General features: G+C 75.7%; 16 protein-coding genes and 1 pseudogene. 9 read left to right on the top strand and 8 right to left on the bottom strand.

Annotated elements, in window-relative coordinates:
- Positions 1 to 29: 29 nt before the first annotated feature.
- Positions 30 to 767 carry a carbon-nitrogen hydrolase family protein gene (locus CO540_RS06475; protein WP_099161324.1) on the top strand — a complete coding sequence of 246 codons (738 nt, stop codon included), beginning with the start codon at positions 30 to 32 and terminating at the stop codon, positions 765 to 767.
- On the opposite strand, the gene CO540_RS06480 is transcribed toward CO540_RS06475, so the two are convergent.
- The 4 genes from CO540_RS06480 to CO540_RS06495 all read right to left on the bottom strand — a co-directional run bounded on the left by CO540_RS06480 (position 728) and on the right by CO540_RS06495 (position 4,408).
- Positions 728 to 2,167, bottom strand: a complete 1,440-nt coding sequence (locus CO540_RS06480; protein ID WP_099161325.1) for a serine/threonine-protein kinase — start codon at positions 2,165 to 2,167, stop codon at positions 728 to 730. The two genes, CO540_RS06475 and CO540_RS06480, sit on opposite strands and share 40 nt — an antisense overlap.
- 49 nt (positions 2,168 to 2,216) lie before the next feature.
- Entirely contained in the window at positions 2,217 to 3,065 is an 849-nt protein-coding gene (locus CO540_RS06485) for an SAM-dependent methyltransferase (RefSeq protein ID WP_098746300.1), read from the bottom strand.
- A 94-nt stretch (positions 3,066 to 3,159) separates the two neighbouring features.
- Positions 3,160 to 4,047 carry a helix-turn-helix transcriptional regulator gene (locus tag CO540_RS06490; protein WP_099161326.1) on the bottom strand — a complete coding sequence of 296 codons (888 nt, stop codon included), beginning with the start codon at positions 4,045 to 4,047 and terminating at the stop codon, positions 3,160 to 3,162.
- 103 nt (positions 4,048 to 4,150) lie between these two features.
- Entirely contained in the window at positions 4,151 to 4,408 is a 258-nt protein-coding gene (locus tag CO540_RS06495) for a DUF397 domain-containing protein (RefSeq protein WP_091576329.1), read from the bottom strand.
- Positions 4,409 to 4,617: 209 nt separating this feature from the next.
- Between CO540_RS06495 and CO540_RS06500 the strand changes: the two genes are divergently transcribed.
- A complete protein-coding gene (locus tag CO540_RS06500; RefSeq protein ID WP_099161327.1) occupies positions 4,618 to 5,253 on the top strand; it encodes a GGDEF domain-containing protein in 636 nt (211 codons plus the stop codon).
- A 28-nt stretch (positions 5,254 to 5,281) separates the two neighbouring features.
- Here CO540_RS06500 and CO540_RS06505 read toward each other — a convergent pair.
- A pseudogene (locus tag CO540_RS06505) lies at positions 5,282 to 5,775 on the bottom strand (type II toxin-antitoxin system PemK/MazF family toxin).
- A gap of 76 nt (positions 5,776 to 5,851) precedes the next feature.
- Between CO540_RS06505 and CO540_RS06510 the strand changes: the two are divergent.
- From CO540_RS06510 to CO540_RS06525, 4 genes are all read left to right on the top strand, one after another.
- Positions 5,852 to 6,448 carry a DUF4291 domain-containing protein gene (locus CO540_RS06510; RefSeq protein ID WP_099161328.1) on the top strand — a complete coding sequence of 199 codons (597 nt, stop codon included), beginning with the start codon at positions 5,852 to 5,854 and terminating at the stop codon, positions 6,446 to 6,448.
- 94 nt (positions 6,449 to 6,542) lie between these two features.
- Complete coding sequence (locus tag CO540_RS06515) at positions 6,543 to 7,118, top strand: hypothetical protein (RefSeq protein WP_099161329.1); 576 nt, start codon at positions 6,543 to 6,545, stop codon at positions 7,116 to 7,118.
- Positions 7,119 to 7,151: 33 nt separating this feature from the next.
- Entirely contained in the window at positions 7,152 to 7,664 is a 513-nt protein-coding gene (locus CO540_RS06520; protein ID WP_099161330.1) for an NUDIX hydrolase, read from the top strand.
- Positions 7,665 to 7,706: 42 nt separating this feature from the next.
- Positions 7,707 to 8,924, top strand: coding sequence for a hypothetical protein (locus CO540_RS06525; protein WP_099161331.1), 1,218 nt, complete (start codon positions 7,707 to 7,709; stop codon positions 8,922 to 8,924).
- Positions 8,925 to 8,936: 12 nt separating this feature from the next.
- On the opposite strand, the gene CO540_RS06530 is transcribed toward CO540_RS06525, so the two are convergent.
- Positions 8,937 to 9,701 (bottom strand): SDR family NAD(P)-dependent oxidoreductase, encoded by a 765-nt coding sequence (locus CO540_RS06530; RefSeq protein ID WP_099161332.1) that lies wholly within the window; start codon positions 9,699 to 9,701, stop codon positions 8,937 to 8,939.
- A 54-nt stretch (positions 9,702 to 9,755) separates the two neighbouring features.
- On the opposite strand from CO540_RS06530, the gene CO540_RS06535 reads away from it, so the two are divergent.
- Positions 9,756 to 10,367, top strand: a complete 612-nt coding sequence (locus CO540_RS06535) for a TetR/AcrR family transcriptional regulator (RefSeq protein WP_099161333.1) — start codon at positions 9,756 to 9,758, stop codon at positions 10,365 to 10,367.
- Between the two features lie 498 nt (positions 10,368 to 10,865).
- Here the strand turns inward: CO540_RS06535 and CO540_RS06540 are convergent, their stop codons facing one another.
- Positions 10,866 to 11,261 carry a DUF2267 domain-containing protein gene (locus CO540_RS06540; protein WP_099161334.1) on the bottom strand — a complete coding sequence of 132 codons (396 nt, stop codon included), beginning with the start codon at positions 11,259 to 11,261 and terminating at the stop codon, positions 10,866 to 10,868.
- A 194-nt stretch (positions 11,262 to 11,455) separates the two neighbouring features.
- Complete coding sequence (locus CO540_RS06545) at positions 11,456 to 12,049, bottom strand: maleylpyruvate isomerase N-terminal domain-containing protein (RefSeq protein WP_099161335.1); 594 nt, start codon at positions 12,047 to 12,049, stop codon at positions 11,456 to 11,458.
- A 111-nt stretch (positions 12,050 to 12,160) separates the two neighbouring features.
- Between CO540_RS06545 and CO540_RS06550 the strand changes: the two genes are divergently transcribed.
- Both CO540_RS06550 and CO540_RS06555 read left to right on the top strand, forming a co-directional pair.
- The gene (locus CO540_RS06550; protein WP_253866500.1) at positions 12,161 to 14,308 is read left to right on the top strand and encodes a molybdopterin-dependent oxidoreductase; all 2,148 of its coding nucleotides are present in this window, start codon (positions 12,161 to 12,163) and stop codon (positions 14,306 to 14,308) included.
- Positions 14,309 to 14,402: 94 nt separating this feature from the next.
- Positions 14,403 to 15,107: a CBS domain-containing protein gene (locus tag CO540_RS06555; protein WP_099161336.1), complete on the top strand. Its 705-nt coding sequence runs from the start codon at positions 14,403 to 14,405 to the stop codon at positions 15,105 to 15,107.
- Positions 15,108 to 15,154 lie beyond the last annotated feature (47 nt).

A 15,154-nucleotide genomic window follows, 5' to 3' on the forward strand; every position in this document is an offset into this window, starting at 1 on the left:
CGCAAAGCGGCGCCGGTTACGGTGTGCCCATGCCCAGGCCGCTGCGGGTCGCCGTCGCCCAACCGCTCACCCGGTCGCACGACGTCGCGGGCAACGCCGAACGGCACGCCGCCGTGGTCCGGTCCGCCGGGGCGCGGGTGGTGGTCTTCCCCGAGCTGTCCCTGACCGGGTACGAACTGGCGGCCGCGCCGGTGGACCCCGCCGACCCCCGTCTCGCTCCGCTGCGCGCGGCCTGCGCGGCGACCGGGACGCTGGCGCTGGCCGGCGCGCCGGTGGCCGGGCCGCACATCGGGGTGCTCGCGGTCGACGGCGACGGCGTGCGGGTGGCGTACCGGAAGATGTGGCTGGGTGGCGCGGAGCCGCAGCGGTTCCGGCCGGGCCGCCGGCCGGCGTTGCTCGACGTCGACGGCTGGCGGCTGGGCCTGGCGGTCTGCAAGGACACCGGGGTGCCGGAGCACGCGGCGGCGACCGTGGCCGCCGGCGCGGACGCCTACCTGGCCGGGGTGCTGGAGTCGGCCGACGACACGGCGGTCCCCGAGGAGCGCGCCGTGGGCGTCGCCGCCGCGCACGGGGTGTGGGTGGCGACGGCCAGCTTCGCCGGCTCGACCGGCGGTGGCTACCCGCGGGCGGCGGGCGGTTCGGGCATCTGGTCGCCGGCGGGCGTCGCGGTGGCCCGGGCCGGCGCCGACGTCGGCGAGGTCGTCGCAGCGACGATGCTCCGGGCGCCTCAGCCCTCGACGGCGCCGCCGCCGCGCAGCCGCTCGTAGCCGTCGAGCAGCTTGCGTAACGCGGCGGCGGTGGTGCCGTCGAGCTTGTCGTCGTCGGCCGCATCCTCGATCTTGTCGCGCAGGTCGTCGACCCGCCTGGCCCGGTCCCTGGGCTTGCCCCGGTCCAGCTCCGCGACCTTCTTGCGCAGCTCGTCGGCGGTCTTGGGGGCGATCAGCCGGGCCGCCTCGGCCCGGTCGACCAACTGGACGAACCGGTCGGCGACCTGACGCAGCGTGACCGGTTCGGGCGCCACGGTGGACGGCGCGGCGCGCGACGGTGTCGGTCTCGGCGGGGAACTGGCCGCGCCGGTGGTGGGTGCGGCCGGCGCGGCGGCGGGCGGGGTGCCGGCACCGCCGTCGGCCAGCAGCGTGCCGACCAGCGCGAGCAGCAGCACCACCGCGCCCGCGACCAGCACCGCGAGGAGCCGGTTCGACGAGAGCGCGGGCCGGCCCGGCGCGGCGGCGGGCACCGGCGGGACCGCGCGGGCCGGCGTCGGGCGCCGCTCGACGAGCGTCGGCGGATGCGACGCCGGGGTCAGCGTGGGCAGGATCGCGGTCGGCGGGTCGACCGGGCGGCCCGCGCCGAGCCGGTCGGCGAGCAGCGCCGCGCCGGGCCGCCGGGCCGGGTCCACGGACAGGCAGGCCAGGACCAGGTCGGCGAGGTCGGCGGGCAGGCCGGGCACGCGTAGCGGGGGCACCGGCGGCCGGTTGGCGCGCAGGTCGACGACGTCGTCCCAGGTCTGCACCGGCAGCGGGGCCCGGCCGGTGAGCGCGCGGTAGAGCAACGCGCCGAGCGCGTAGACGTCACCGGCCGGGTTCGCCGGGCCCGGGTCGAGCCGTTCCGGGGCGAAGTAGGCAGGGGTGCCCATCAACAGCTCACCGGTCTGCCCGACCGCCTGCGGGCCGGCCGGCGCGGCGATGCCGAAGTCGAGCACCTTCGCGCCGGTCTCGGTGAGCATCACGTTCGCCGGCTTGATGTCGCGGTGCACCACGCCGATCCGGTGGGCGGCGGCCAGCGCGGCGGCGACCTGCCCGGCCATCCGGACCGCGTCCGGCCAGGCCAGCGGCCCGCCGGCCAGCCGGTCGGCCAGGGTCCGCCCGTCCACCAGTTCCATGACCAGGTACGGCACCACGGCGCCGTCGGGCAGGGCCGCCTCGCCGTAGTCGTACACCTGGGTCACGTGCGGGTGGGTGAGCCGCGCCGCAGCGCGGGCCTCGCGTTGGATGGTGGCGCGCCACTGCGGGTCGGCGGCGAGCCGGCCGGCGAGGGCCTTGACCGCGACGGGGCGGTGCAGGACCTCGTCGTCGGCGCGCCACACCTCGGACATCCCGCCGAGGCCGATGCGCTCGCGCAGGACGTACCGGTCGTGCAGCCGCAGGCTGGGCGTGAACGGCGACATGATGTCCCAGTCTGCCTGCCCGGCCCGCGTGTGCGCCAACCGGCCGTGGTCAGGGTTTGCGGGCCACCCCGCCGTACATGCTCACGTCGGCCACCGAGGGGCGCGGCTCGGGCTCGTCGTCGGCACGCCACTCGGCCACCGAGCAGACACCCGGCTCGATCAGCTCCAGCCCGTCGAAGAACCGGACGACCTCGTCCCGGGCGCGCAGGTTGATCACGCCGTGCGGGCCGCCGCCACGGGCCGCCGCCTTCGCCTCCTCGGCCACCGCCGGCGGCAGGTAGTCGTGGGTGGCGTGGGAGGCGGCCAGATAGCTGCCGGCCGGCAGCGCGTCCAGCAGCCGGGTGACGGTGGTGTAGGGGTCGTCCCCGTCGGGCACGAAGTGCAGCACCGCCACCAGCATCAACGCCACCGGCTGGGACAGGTCGAGGGTGCGGCGCAGGTCGGGGTGGGCGAGGATCCGCTCCGGGTCGCGCAGGTCCGCGTCGAGGTAGGCGGTCGCGCCCTCGGTCGAGCTGGTGAGCAGCGCGCGGGCGTGGGCCAGCACGATCGGGTCGTTGTCGACGTAGACCACCCGGGCGCGCGGGTCGATCGACTGCGCCACCTCGTGGGTGTTGTCGGCGGTGGGGATGCCGGTGCCGATGTCGAGGAACTGGCGGATCCCCGCCTCGCCGGCCAGGTGGCGCACGGCACGCCGCAGGAACCGGCGGTTCTCCACCGCGCTGAGCCGGATGGTCGGGAAGCGGGCGGCCATCGCGTCACCGGACTCGCGGTCGGCCTGGAAGTTGTCCTTGCCGCCCAGCCAGTAGTTGTAGCGTCGGGCCGGGTGCGCCACGGAGGTGTCGATCCGGTCGCCCGGGTGGCCCGGTTCGGTCGCCGTCCCGGATGCTTCGCTGGTCAAGGCCGCCTCCACGATTCGCGCGCCACCGCCGCCGGACGACGTCCGTCCACAATCGTCGGTACCCGGGTCATGCTAGCGCCCGGCGCCGCGACGGTCAGGCCCGGTACAGCTCGTCGCGCAGGCGGGTGAGCAGCTCGGCGGTGCGCTCCGGCGGCGCGGCCTCGACGCACAGCCGCTCCATCGCCTCGGCGTAGAAGTCGAGGTCGTCGCGCTTGTCCAGGTAGATCGCGCTGGTCAACTGCTCGATGTAGACGATGTCGGGCAGGTCCTGGTCGCCGAAGCGCAGGATGCTGAACGCGCCGCTGGCCGCGGCGTGGCCGCCGGCCGAGAACGGGACGATCTGCAGCCGCACGTGCGGCGAGGCGGTGGCCGCGATCAACGCGTCCAGCTGTTCGCGCATCACCGCGGCGCCGCCGATCGGGCGTCGCAGCGCGGCCTCGTCGAGCACCGCCCACAGCTGCGGCGGGTCGCTGCGCCGCAGCAGCTCCTGACGCTCCATCCGCAGGTCGACGCGGCGGTCCAGCTCCGCCGGCGACGCGCCGCGGTGCCCGAGCAGGATCACCTCCCGGGCGTACGCGGCGGTCTGCAACAGGCCGGGCACGAACTGCACCTCGTACGTGCGGATCATCGCCGCCGCCGCCTCCAGCCCGAGATAGGACTGGAACCAGGCGGGCAGCACGTCGCCGTAGCGGTGCCACCAGCCCGGACTGTTCGCGTCGCGGGCCAGCTTGAGCAGCGCGGCGCGCTCGTCGGGAGCGGTGACCCCGTAGAGCGTGAGCAGGTCGGCGACGTCGCGCTCCTTGAAGCCGACCCGGCCCAGCTCCATCCGGCTGATCTTCGACTCGGAGGAGCGGATCTCCCAGCCGGCGCTCTCCCGGCTGACCCCGGCGCCTTCCCGCAGCCGGCGCAACTGCGCCCCGAGCAGCATGCGCAGCACGGTCGGACCGCTGGTCGGACCACCCTCGACGGGCACCGTCGCCACCTGACCGCCCTCGCATCCCGACTGCCCCGACCGGGCGCCCTCCCGGCCGACGAGTAAGCATGCCATGAACCGACAGTGAGGTGAACTCCTCCGGACGGACGAGTTAGTCCCGTGGACGGGACGGGCGGATCAGGTGGTCGAAGTCGCCGTCCCGAGCGCCCAGCACGAACGCCGCGATCTCGTCCACCGTGTAGATGAGCGCCGGCCCCTCCGGGTGGCGGGAGTTGCGCACCGCGATGCCGGTGCCGCCGGGCAGCTCGGCCAACTCGACGCAGTTGCCGCTGGGGTTGCTGCGGCGGCTCTTCAACCAGCTCACGGGGGGCAGTTCGGTCACGGGCACGCCGTTCGGCGGTTGTTGCATGGGCGTCCTTCGGGAAGCGCCAGCCGAGGCCGCGGGGAGGAGCGTCTGTCGACTGAGGAGTGAGATGCACGTGCATCTGCTATTGCATCTGCAATGGACAGCGAGCATGATAACCGAACGTACGGTGTGCCGGGTCGCTCACGTTCGGTGACCCGAACCCGGCCCCCGGATGCCGCCCGCGCGGCCGGGGACTGCGGTGAGGAGGGTGCGTGCCGGATCCGATGACCGTCGCCTCCGGCATCTCCGCCGCGGGCGCGCTGGTGTCCGCGTGGCAGCTACGCCGCCGGGCGGTCCGCGCCGAGGCCGAGATCCAGCTGCTCCAGGCCGAGCTGGCCGCCGAGCGGCACGCCGCCAGCCATGACCCGCTGACCGGCCTGCCCAACCGCCGCGCGTTCTTCCGGTTGGCCGCCGCCCTGCTCACCGACCCCAGCGGCCAGCCACTGGTCGCGGTGGTGCTCGACCTCGACGACTTCAAGCAGGTCAACGACCGCTACGGGCACGCCGCCGGCGACCAGGTCCTGGTCAGCGTGGCGCAGCGGCTGGCCGCGTTCGCCGGCAACAACCTGGTGGCCCGGCTCGGCGGCGACGAGTTCGCCGGCCTGCTGGTCAGCCCGGCGCACGACCGGCGCTGGATCGAGCACGCGACCCGCCGGCTCTGCGAGGCGCTCGCCGCGCCGATCCCGCTGGGCGGACGCAGCATCCGGGTCACCGCCTCGGTCGGGCTCGCCCCGGTGCACGGCCCCGCCCAGCTCACCGACGCGCTCTGCCGCGCCGACGCGGCCATGTACGAGGCGAAGACGCTCGGCGCCGGCCGCCCCACCCGTCAGCTCGTCGCCGAGTGCTGACCGCGTGCCGGGCCCGGCGCGGGTTCGCTCAGCGCCAGCCGTAGCCCGCGCGCAGCGCCTGGCCGATCCGGTCGAACCGCGGCCGGTCCAGCACCGCGCCCTCCCGGCGGATGCTGTCCTCGCGCATGGTGAGCACCCGGTCCAGCCGGACCCAGCTGGGTCGCCGGTCCCGGTCCCACTCCCCGGGCCGAGCGACAGCCAGTGCCGCTGCCCGTCCCGGTCGCCCTGGCTGGACAGCATCAGCCCGAAGAGCGTGCGGCTGTGCCGGCCCACCACCAGCACCGGGCGGTCCTTGCCCTGGCGCGGGTCGTCCTCGTAGGGCACCCAGGTCCAGACGATCTCCCCCGGGTCCGCCTGTCCGTCCGGCTCCGGCGCGTACGACAGCTCGCGGCGCTGCAACGCGCTGACCTGGCGGCGGCGCGCGACCTGGGCCGGGACGTGCCCGCCCGGGCGGGTGGGCGCGGCGGCGCCCCCGGTGATCCGGCCGAGCCGGGACGCCACGTTCCTCAACAGACCTGCCACGGCGGGCAGCCTATCCCGTCGCCGCCGGGAGGGAATCCGGTGGCGGCCGGGCCACCGGGTTCGCCACCATGCCCCGGTGACCGTTCCCCGCCACCAGATCCGGGCGGCCTTCACCGCCGACACCGTGACCGTCTACCAGGCGTACCCGCCGGAGATCGCCGACGCGGCGCTGGCCGCCGGGCGGTTCGTGCCGCCGTTCAAGCGGGAGCGGATGACCTGGATCAAGCCGTCGTTCCGCTGGATGATGTACCGCTGCGGCTGGGCGCTCAAGCCCGGGCAGGAGCGGGTGCTCGCGGTGGAGATCAGCCGGGCCGGCTTCGAGTGGGCGCTCGGGCACGCCTGCCTGAGCGCCCACGACCCACGGCTGCATCCGGACTCCGACGCCTGGCGGCGGCAGCTGCGCACCAGCCCGGTGCGGGTGCAGTGGGACCCGGAACGCTCGCTGCGGCTGGCCCCGCTGCCGTACCGGTCGGTGCAGGTGGGCCTCTCCGGCGAGGCGGTGCACCGGTACGTCGACGAGTGGCTCGTCGGGCTGACCGACGTCACCGCGCTGGCCCGGTCCGTCCACGAGCGGCTCACCGAGGGTGACGAGCCCGGGGCGGCGACGCTGTTGCCGGTGGAACTGCCGTACCCGTTGCCGCCCGAGGTCGCCGGGGTGATCGACGCCGGCTGACCGGTCGGCCGGCGTGTCGGATGACCGTCACGCGGCGTACGTGCTCCGCGCCTCCTCCGACCGCGACGATGGGGACGGCGGAAGGAGGGCGGTCGTGTTCGCGCAGATGCTGCTCACGAAGCTGGCCGAGGAGTTGCTGAAGCTGCTCGTCGAGTGGCTGGCCCCGAAGGTGCTGCGATCGGTGCCGCACCTGGCCCCGCCGGACTGCCCGCGCTGCGGCGGGTACGGCGTGGCCCGATGGGCGCCCCGGTGGGCGACGACGGTGTTCGTGCTCTCCGTGCTCACCTTCGCGTGGGGGTTCACCGCGACGGTGCTGGGCCTGCCGGTGGTCGTCCTCGTCGCGGCGGTCGGGGTGCGTACCGCGTGGCACGGGGACCTGGTGGCGGCGCTGCCCGGCCTGCTCGCGCCGCTGGGCCTGGTGGGGTCGGGCGCGGTGACGGTCGCCGGCGCCGCCGGGATGGCCTGGTACCACAGCTTCCCGCCCCGGCTGTGCCGGCGCTGTCACGGGCGGTGGCCCCGCCGGGACCGGGCGGAGTATCTGCGGATGGTGCGGTCGGTGGTGTTCGCCTGTCGGTGCGGCCAGCGGCTGCGCGCGCCGGGCACCCCGGCCGGCGTCCGGGTGCGCTGCCCCCGCTGCGGCACGGAGCGGCTGGCGCCGACCGTCGGCTGAGGCGAGCGGCGGGACCCTGCCTAGGCTGGGGGCGTGGAGTTGCCTCGCGATCTGCCACTGTTCGAGCGGACGGCGGTGCGGCTGGTGGTGCTCGACGCCGCCGACCGGCTGCTGCTGTTCCACACCCGCGACCCGGAGCACCCCGATCTGGGGGTCTGGTGGGAGCTGCCCGGCGGCGGGCTGGACCCGGGCGAGACGTACCGGGAGGCGGCGGTGCGCGAGCTGCGCGAGGAGACCGGCATCGTGGTCGCGCCGGGCGAGATCGGCGCGCCCACCTGGCGGCGGCGGGCCAGTTTCCGGCACCGGCAGCGGCGGCACCTGCAGGACGAGGTGGTGGTGCCGGTGCGGCTGCCCGGGCCCGGGCCGGACGTGGACGGGGCGCAGCGGATGGACTACGAGGTGGAGGACTACTTCGGGTTCCGGTGGTGGCCGGTGGCCGAGGTGCTCGCCGACCGGCCGCGCTGTTATCCGGGCCGGCTGCCCGAGCTGCTGGCGCCGTTCCTCGCCGGCGAGGAGATCGACGAGCCGTTCGAACTCTGGTCCTGAGCGGACGTGCCGGTGGGCCGGTCAGCGGGCAGAGTGGGGCGGGTGAACCCTCTCGACGCACCCCTGGCCCACTACGCCGAGCGGCTGCACGGCGCCGCCGGTGACACCCACCACGTCGCCTCCCCGCTGGGCGCCTGGCTGCTGCTGGCGCTGACCGGCCCGGCCGCCACCGGCGAGGCCCGGGCGGCGCTGGCCGACGCGCTCGGCGTCGACCCGGACGACGCCGCCGCCTCGGCCCGGGCGCTGCTCGCCGCGCCGCACCCGATGGTCGCCGCGGCCACCGCGCTCTGGGAACGCACGCCCGTCGACGAGTTGGCCGAGTGGCGCGCCGGCCTGCCCGACCACACCGAGCGCGGCGCGCTGCCCGACCAGGCCGCGTTGGACGCCTGGGCCCGGGAGCGCACCGGCGGGCTGGTCGAGCGCTTCCCGGTCGACGTCACCCCGGAGACCGTGCTGATCCTGGCCAACGCGCTGGCCACCCGGGTGTCCTGGGCCGACCCGTTCGAGGTGGCGCCGGCGGGGGAGCTGGGCGCGGGCAGCGCCTGGGCGGGCCGGCTGCGGCAGGTGCTGCGCACGTCGCCGTTCGGGCACCGCTGCTGGGTCTCGACCACCGCACGGGCCGGCGACGTGGCGGTGCACGTGGCCCCGGCACGCGCCGGCGACGACGGCGCCGGGATGCTGGTGGTGTCCGTGGCCGCCGCGCCGCAGGTGCCGGCCGCCGACGTGCTCGCCGCCGCCCGGGAGCTGGCCGTGGCCGCCGCCACCGTGCCGGACGGTCCGGTGCCGGGGCGCCGGTCGCTGTTCGACCTGCCGCTGGGCGAGACCCCGCTGTGGCGCCTGCGCGAGGAGCCGACCCGGACGTTCGCCCCGGACGGCCGGGAGGAGCGCGCCACCGCCGTGCTGCCCTGCTGGTCGGCGCGCAGCCGGCACGACCTCACGCCGGCCGGTTTCGGGTTCGACGCGGCGGCGCGGGCGCTGGGTGGGCTGCTCGGGTTGGCCGAGCCGCCGTTCGAGGCGGCACAGTCGACGGTGGCCCGGTTCGGCCGCTACGGCTTCGAGGCGGCCGCGGTGACCGCGTTCGGGATGGCGACCGGGCTGCCACCGGAGGGTGTCGCCCGGGTGGCCGACCTGCGTTTCGCCCATCCGTACGCGGTGGTCGCGGTCGCCACCGACGAGGCCGGCGGGCCGTGGCACGCCCTCCCGGTCTACTCCGCCTGGGTCACCGACCCGGACGACCTGCCCGCCGACGAGGCGGACTAGCGGGTCCGGGTGCTAGGTGCGCGGGCCCAGGAACAGGCCGCCGGTGGCGTCGATGACCTGACCGGTCACCCACCGCGCGGCGGCGGAGGCGAGGAACGCGACCACGTCGGCGACGTCGTCGGGCTCGCCCAGCCGGTCGAGCGCGGTCATTCCGGTGATCAGCTCGGTGAGGCCCGGCGTCTCGAAGACCGGGCCGTTGGTCGCGGTCCGGGTGGCGCCGGGCGCGACCGCGTTCACCGTGATGCCCCGGGCGCCGAGCTGGTTGGCCAGGGTCAGGGTCATCGTCTCGATCGCGCCCTTGGTCATGGCGAACGACGTCTGGGTGGCGTTCGCCATCCGGGTCGCCGCGGACGAGATCGTGATGATCCGGCCGCCGTCGCTCAGGAGGGGCAACGCCCGTTCGACGATGAAGTAGGGCGCCCGGACGTTGACCGCGAAGAGATGGTCGAAGGCCGCCCGGGTGGTGGCACCGAGCGGGCCGGCGGGTGGCGCCGCCGCGTTGTTGACGAGGATGTCGAGCGGTCGACCGGCCAAGCGGGCGCCGACGCCGGCGAACAGCGTCTCGACGTCTCCGTCCACGCCCAGTTCCGCGCCGACGGCGTACGCGGTGCCACCGGCCCGCACGATCCGCTCGACCGTCGCGGCCGCGCCGGCCTCGTCGGTGCCGAAGTGCGCGACGACCACCGCTCCCCGCGCGGCCAGTCGAACGGCGATCGCCTGCCCGATCCCGCGCGACGCGCCGGTCACCAGGGCCGTCCTGCCGGTCAGATCGCTCATGACGTGAGTCGCTCCCTAATTGTTAGTTACTAACAGGCTGATAGTGTCTATCACATGAATGGGCGGCGGACCACCCTCCGGGTGCAGCGACGGGCCGAGACGCAGCGCCTGATCCAGGCACACGCGGTGCGACTGTTCGCCGCGCGCGGGTACGACGACACGACCGTGAACGACGTCGCCGAGGCCGCCGGCGTGTCCGCGATGACGGTGTACCGGCACTTCCCCACCAAGGAGGACCTCGTCCTGGCCGACCGCAACGGCCCGCTGGTCGCCGAGCGGATCGCCGCGACGCCGGCCGGGCAGCCCCTCGTCCGCCGCATCGGCAACGCCCTGGTGGAGTCGGCCCGGTCGCTGACCGACGGCGACGACCGCTTCCTCCTCGCCCGCCTACGCCTGATGATCGCGACACCGGCTCTGCGCGCCCGGCACCTGGACAACCACTACGTGCTGCAACAGGCCATCGTGGACGGGCTCGGCGAGGAGGCCGCCGACCCGGACTCGGCGTTCCGCGCCGCCGCCGCGGCGAGCGCCTGCCTGGCCGTCATGCACACCGCGCTGGTGCGGTGGGCGGAGGAGGACGGCCGCGCCGACCTACCCGACCTGATCGCGACGGCACTGGCCGCCGCCTTCACCCTCCCCGACCCCGCCCGGCCCGACCCCCGGTGACCAAGGAGGTCGCGTCACCGGGACGGTCCGGGACCGACGCGAACTCCTTGATCACCGGCGCGGGGCCGGTCGACCCCGGGGCGGGGCCGGAGGGCTGGCCGGGTGGAGCCGGTGCGCGCCGCCGACGGTCCCGCGACCGGCGGCGCGCACCGGGTCCGGACCCGCGGGCGGCGCGGGTGGTCGGCGAACCGGCCGCGACGGAGAACCCGGGCCGGACCACACCTCGCGGGGTTGGACCGGCGCCCGGGACGTCACCTGGGAAGCAGAATAGGACTCGATTTCTCGACGGAAAGAGCATCGATCCGGGTCGAGCCGAAGGGGCGAGGGCCGGTGGACCGGGGGCGGAGGAGTTCGTCCGATCGTCCGTCTAGCGACCGGACCATTGACGGCGTAAGCGCCTACTCGCGAGTAATTTTCCAGTGAAAATACTTTCTGGCCGCGGAATCTTCGCCGCACGGCCTTTACCCGGTGGCTCGACCCGGGTCGCGGGGAGCCTGCTCAGACATCGTACGGCGGGCGCGGAATGGGGTCCACCATCGCGTCGAAGCCCCGGGGCAGCTGCGCGACGAGGTCCTGGAACTCGCCCACCGTGACCGTCTCCCGCAGCGTCGCGAGCACCGCGCGCGTGCCCACCTCGGCGACCGCCGGGTCCACCGCCGACCGCTCGGCGACCCGGTACAGGAACTCCACCGCCGCGCCGGTCGCGCCGGTCCCCTCGGGCGCCGCGAGATAGCCGCCGACGTCGTCCGGCAGCTGCGCGGCCAGGTCACCGGCCTCGTCGGCGGTGATCCGCTCGCCGAGGGTCTGCAGCACCGCCCGGGAGATCGTCGCGGCCTGGTCCGTGGACAACTCGGCCCGACGCGCCACCGCTTCGACGAACAGGGGAAACCGCACGCCACCCTCCCCCCTCGCGCCGCCGCCACGACCCCGTGCCGCCCCGCCGGCCCCGCCGACTACCCGGCACCCACCCCACCAAACGACCCCGCCCCGCCCCGCGATCTTGCACTGTGTGCCCCGACAAACGGGACCGATACCGCGTCTCGCGGGCACCAAGTGCAAGATCGCCGAAGCGGGGGCGGGGGCGGGGGTCAGCCGCCGATGGGGGCGCCGCGCCACTGCCAGGCGTGGCGGCGGGGGCGGGCGGGCAGGTCCAGGCGGCCCGTGCACCAGCGCAGCGCGGTCCACGGGTCGGTGTCGGCCAGGCCGGGCGCCACCTCCGGGAAGAGCCGCGCGACCACCCGCGCGCAGACCGGGCGCGGCGGGTCGACCGCGATGCCGAGTCCGGCCGCCACATCCTCGCCGTGCAGGAGCACCTCGGCCACGCCCATCGCGGCGAAACCGGCCGGATCGGCCTGCCCGCTGGGGTGGAACGCGCGCACGCCGGCCGGTGTCCCCCGCACGGCGAACGCGAGCAGCCCGGCCGCGCAGGTGACGCACTCGATCAGCTCGTCCGGCCCGGCGTCGGCCTCCACCACGGCGGCGAGCCGCACGAAACGGTCGGCCGGGCGGGAGACCACCTGGGCCGCGTACGACAGCAACGTGTCGGCCAGGTGCTCGACGGTCTGCCGGCAGGTCCACTCCAGCCCGCCGGCCGGGCGGGACCAGTCCGCGCCGGTCACCGACCCGAGCGTCGCCGCCACGGCGGCCGAGGCACGGTCGAGGTCGTCGGCCGTGACCGTCATCGCGCCCTCCCCAGGTCCGTTCACCGCCCCATCCTGCCCGAGTCGTGCCCACACCGCCGCCCCGCCGGAACCCGGTCGTGCCGCCCCGCGCCGGTGGGTAGCATCCGCGCCATGGCTCCCGTCACCCACCCCGGCGCCTGCCCCCTGGACTGTCCCGACACCTGCGTCTGGCAGCTCACGGTGTCCGAAGGCCGGGCGGTCGCGCTGCGCGGCGACCGCGAGCACCCGTTCACCCGGGGCGCGCTCTGCGGCAAGGTCAACCGCTACCTCGACGCGGTCAACGGCCCGGACCGGCTCACCACTCCGTGGGTCCGCACCGGACCGAAGGGGGTCGGGCGGGTGGCGTACCGGCCGGCGAGCTGGGACGAGGCGCTCCAGCGGGTGGCCGCCGGCCTGCGAGCGAGCATCGAACGCCACGGCCCGGAGTCGGTGCTGCCCTACTACTTCGCCGGCACGATGGGTCTGGTGCAGGGCTGGAGCATGGGGCCGCGGCTGTTCGCGTACCTGGGCGCGTCCCGGTTGGACACCACCATCTGCACGGCCGCGGCGCGGGCGGCGCTGCGCTCGCTGCACGGCGGCTCGGTGGGTTTCGAGCCGGAGACGATCGTCGAGGCGAAGCTGATCCTGCTCTGGGGCGCGAACCCGCTCGCCACCAACCTGCACCAGTGGCCGTTCGTGCAGCAGGCCCGCGAGCGCGGCGCGTACGTGGTGACGATCGACCCGCTGCGGACCGACACGGCGGCGCGCAGCGACGAGCACGTGGCGCCGCTGCCGGGCACCGACGCGGCGCTCGCGCTCGGGCTGATGCGGCACGTCCGGGACGCGGGTGCCGCCGACGAGGCGTGGCTGGCCACGCACACCGTCGGCTGGCCCGAGCTGTCCGCCCGGCTCGACCAGTGGCCGGTGGACCGCGCCGCCGCCGAGTGCGGCCTGCCGGTCGAGGTGGTACGCCGCCTCGGTGACCGCGTCGCCACCACCCGCCCCACCGCCGTGCGCGTCGGGCTCGGCCTGCAGCGGCACCACGGAGCCGGGCAGGCGATCCGGGCGATCTGCGCGCTGCCGCTGGTCACCGGCGACTTCCGCCACCCCGGCGGTGGGTCCCTGGTGACCACCAGCGGGCACCACCCGATCGACGACGAGCGGGTGATCCGGCCCGCCGGCATGCCGGCGCCAGCGGCCCGGTCGCTGAACATGAGCCGGCTGGCGGCCGTGCTGACCGGGGAGGCCGACCCGCCGGTGACCTCGCTGGTGGTGTTCGACGCCAACCCGGCCGCGACCGCGCCGGACCAGACCCGACTGCTCGCCGGCCTACGCCGCGCCGACCTGTTCACCGTGGTGCTGGAGCAGCGGTGGACCGACACCTGCGACCACGCCGACGTGGTGCTGCCGGCCACCATGCAGCCGGAGCACCTGGACCTGCACACCTCCTACGGGCACCACTACACGACGCTGAACCTGCCGGTCACCCGCGCGCCCGGGGAGGCGCTGCCGAACACCGAGATCTTCCGGCGGATCGCCGCGGCGCTGGGCATCGACCACCCGGCGTTCCGGGACACCGACGAGGACCTGGCCCGACAGCTGCTGGCCGACACCCCGATCGGGTTCGAGGAGTTGCGCGAGCGCACGTACGCCCGGCTCACCGGCGTGCCGGTCGGCTCCGCGCCGTTCGCCGACGGCGGTTTCCCCACCCCGGACGGGCGGGCCCGGTTGCACGACCCGGCGCTGGCCCGGCTCGGCGTGGACCCGCTGCCCGGCTTCACGCCACCGGCCGAGGCCGCCGACGTCGAGCTGGCCCGTAGGTTCCCGCTGGTGCTGCTCGCCCCCGCCGGCCGGTACCTGATGAACTCGACGTTCGCCTCACTGCCCTGGCACGCGCGCCGGACCGGGCCGCCGAAGGTGCACCTGCACCCGAGCGACGCGGCGGCGCGCGGGCTGACCGACGGCGACGCGGTGCGGGTGCGCAACGACCGGGGCGCGTTCCTCGCGGCGGTCGCCGTGGACGAGGCGACCCGGCCGGGGGTGGCGTTCACCTACAAGGCGTACTGGGCGCGGCTGAGCCCGGGCCGGGCCACGGTCAACGCGGTCACCGCGGTCCGCGACACCGACCTGGGTGAGGCGCCGACGTTCCACGACTGCCGGGTCGAGGTCGAGCCGGTGCCGGCCGACCTGCTGACCACCGAGTCACCCGCCGACCAGGCCACCGAGCCGCCCGCCGAGGCAGCCGTCGATCGGGCCGCCGAGCCGGCGTCGGCCGGTTGAGCCGGGACTTCCGGCCCGGTCGTCGGGGTCCGTGCGCCCCTGCTCCCCCGTCCCGCGCGCCCGTAGCGTCGGCGGTGGACACAGGGAGGTCGCCATGCGTACGTGGCAGGTGCAGGACGTGATGACCACCGACGTGGCGTCGGTACGGGAGGGCACGGCCTACCGGGAGATCGTCGACGTGCTGACCGGGCGGCACGTGACGGCGGTCCCGGTGGTGGACGGCGCCCGCCGGGTGCTCGGGGTGGTCTCCGAGGCGGACCTGATGTACAAGGTGGAGCTGCTGGGGCAGCCGCGCGAGCGGCGCATCCTGCCCGACCGGCACCGCCGGGAGGCCCGGGCGAAGGCGGAGGCCACGCTGGCGGCGGACCTGATGACCGCTCCCCCGGTCACCGTGGCGCCGGACGCCACGCTGGTCGAGGCGGCCCGGGTGATGGACGCCCGTGACGTGAAGCGGCTGCCGGTGGTCGACGACCTGGGCCGGCTGGTCGGCATCGTGACCCGCGGCGACCTGCTCAAGGTGCACCTGCGCCCGGACGCGGACATCCGACGGGACGTGGTCGAGGAGGTGCTGCGGCGCACGCTCGGCGTCCGCGACGGCGTGGTGGACGTGAGCGTGCACGGCGGCGTGGTGACGCTCACCGGCCAGCTGGAGCGCTGGTCCACGGTGCACCTGGCGCTGCGACTGGCCCGGCAGGTCAGCGGCGTGGTCGAGGTGGTCGACGCGCTCGGCTTCGCGATCGACGACGCGCCGATGTCGGCGCTGCGGCTCGGTGGCGGCACCCCGGCCGGCATCGCCTGAGCCCGACCCGGCCTGCCCGTCGACACCCCGGCCGGCATCGCCCCGGG

The sequence above is a fragment of the Micromonospora sp. WMMA2032 genome (genome assembly GCF_002688545.1).
In the GTDB taxonomy this organism is placed as follows: domain Bacteria; phylum Actinomycetota; class Actinomycetes; order Mycobacteriales; family Micromonosporaceae; genus Micromonospora; species Micromonospora sediminicola.

Excerpts from the sequence above, each read along its gene's own strand:
- CO540_RS06475 (WP_099161324.1), top strand. The coding sequence starts at position 30 with ATGCCCAGGCCGCTGCGGGTCGCCGTCGCCCAACCGCTCACCCGGTCG.
- CO540_RS06480 (WP_099161325.1), bottom strand. The coding sequence starts at position 2,167 with ATGTCGCCGTTCACGCCCAGCCTGCGGCTGCACGACCGGTACGTCCTG.
- CO540_RS06495 (WP_091576329.1), bottom strand. The coding sequence starts at position 4,408 with ATGCAACAACCGCCGAACGGCGTGCCCGTGACCGAACTGCCCCCCGTG.
- CO540_RS06530 (WP_099161332.1), bottom strand. The coding sequence starts at position 9,701 with ATGAGCGATCTGACCGGCAGGACGGCCCTGGTGACCGGCGCGTCGCGC.
- CO540_RS06535 (WP_099161333.1), top strand. The coding sequence starts at position 9,756 with ATGAATGGGCGGCGGACCACCCTCCGGGTGCAGCGACGGGCCGAGACG.
- CO540_RS06545 (WP_099161335.1), bottom strand. The coding sequence starts at position 12,049 with ATGACGGTCACGGCCGACGACCTCGACCGTGCCTCGGCCGCCGTGGCG.
- CO540_RS06550 (WP_253866500.1), top strand. The coding sequence starts at position 12,161 with ATGGCTCCCGTCACCCACCCCGGCGCCTGCCCCCTGGACTGTCCCGAC.
- CO540_RS06555 (WP_099161336.1), top strand. The coding sequence starts at position 14,403 with ATGCGTACGTGGCAGGTGCAGGACGTGATGACCACCGACGTGGCGTCG.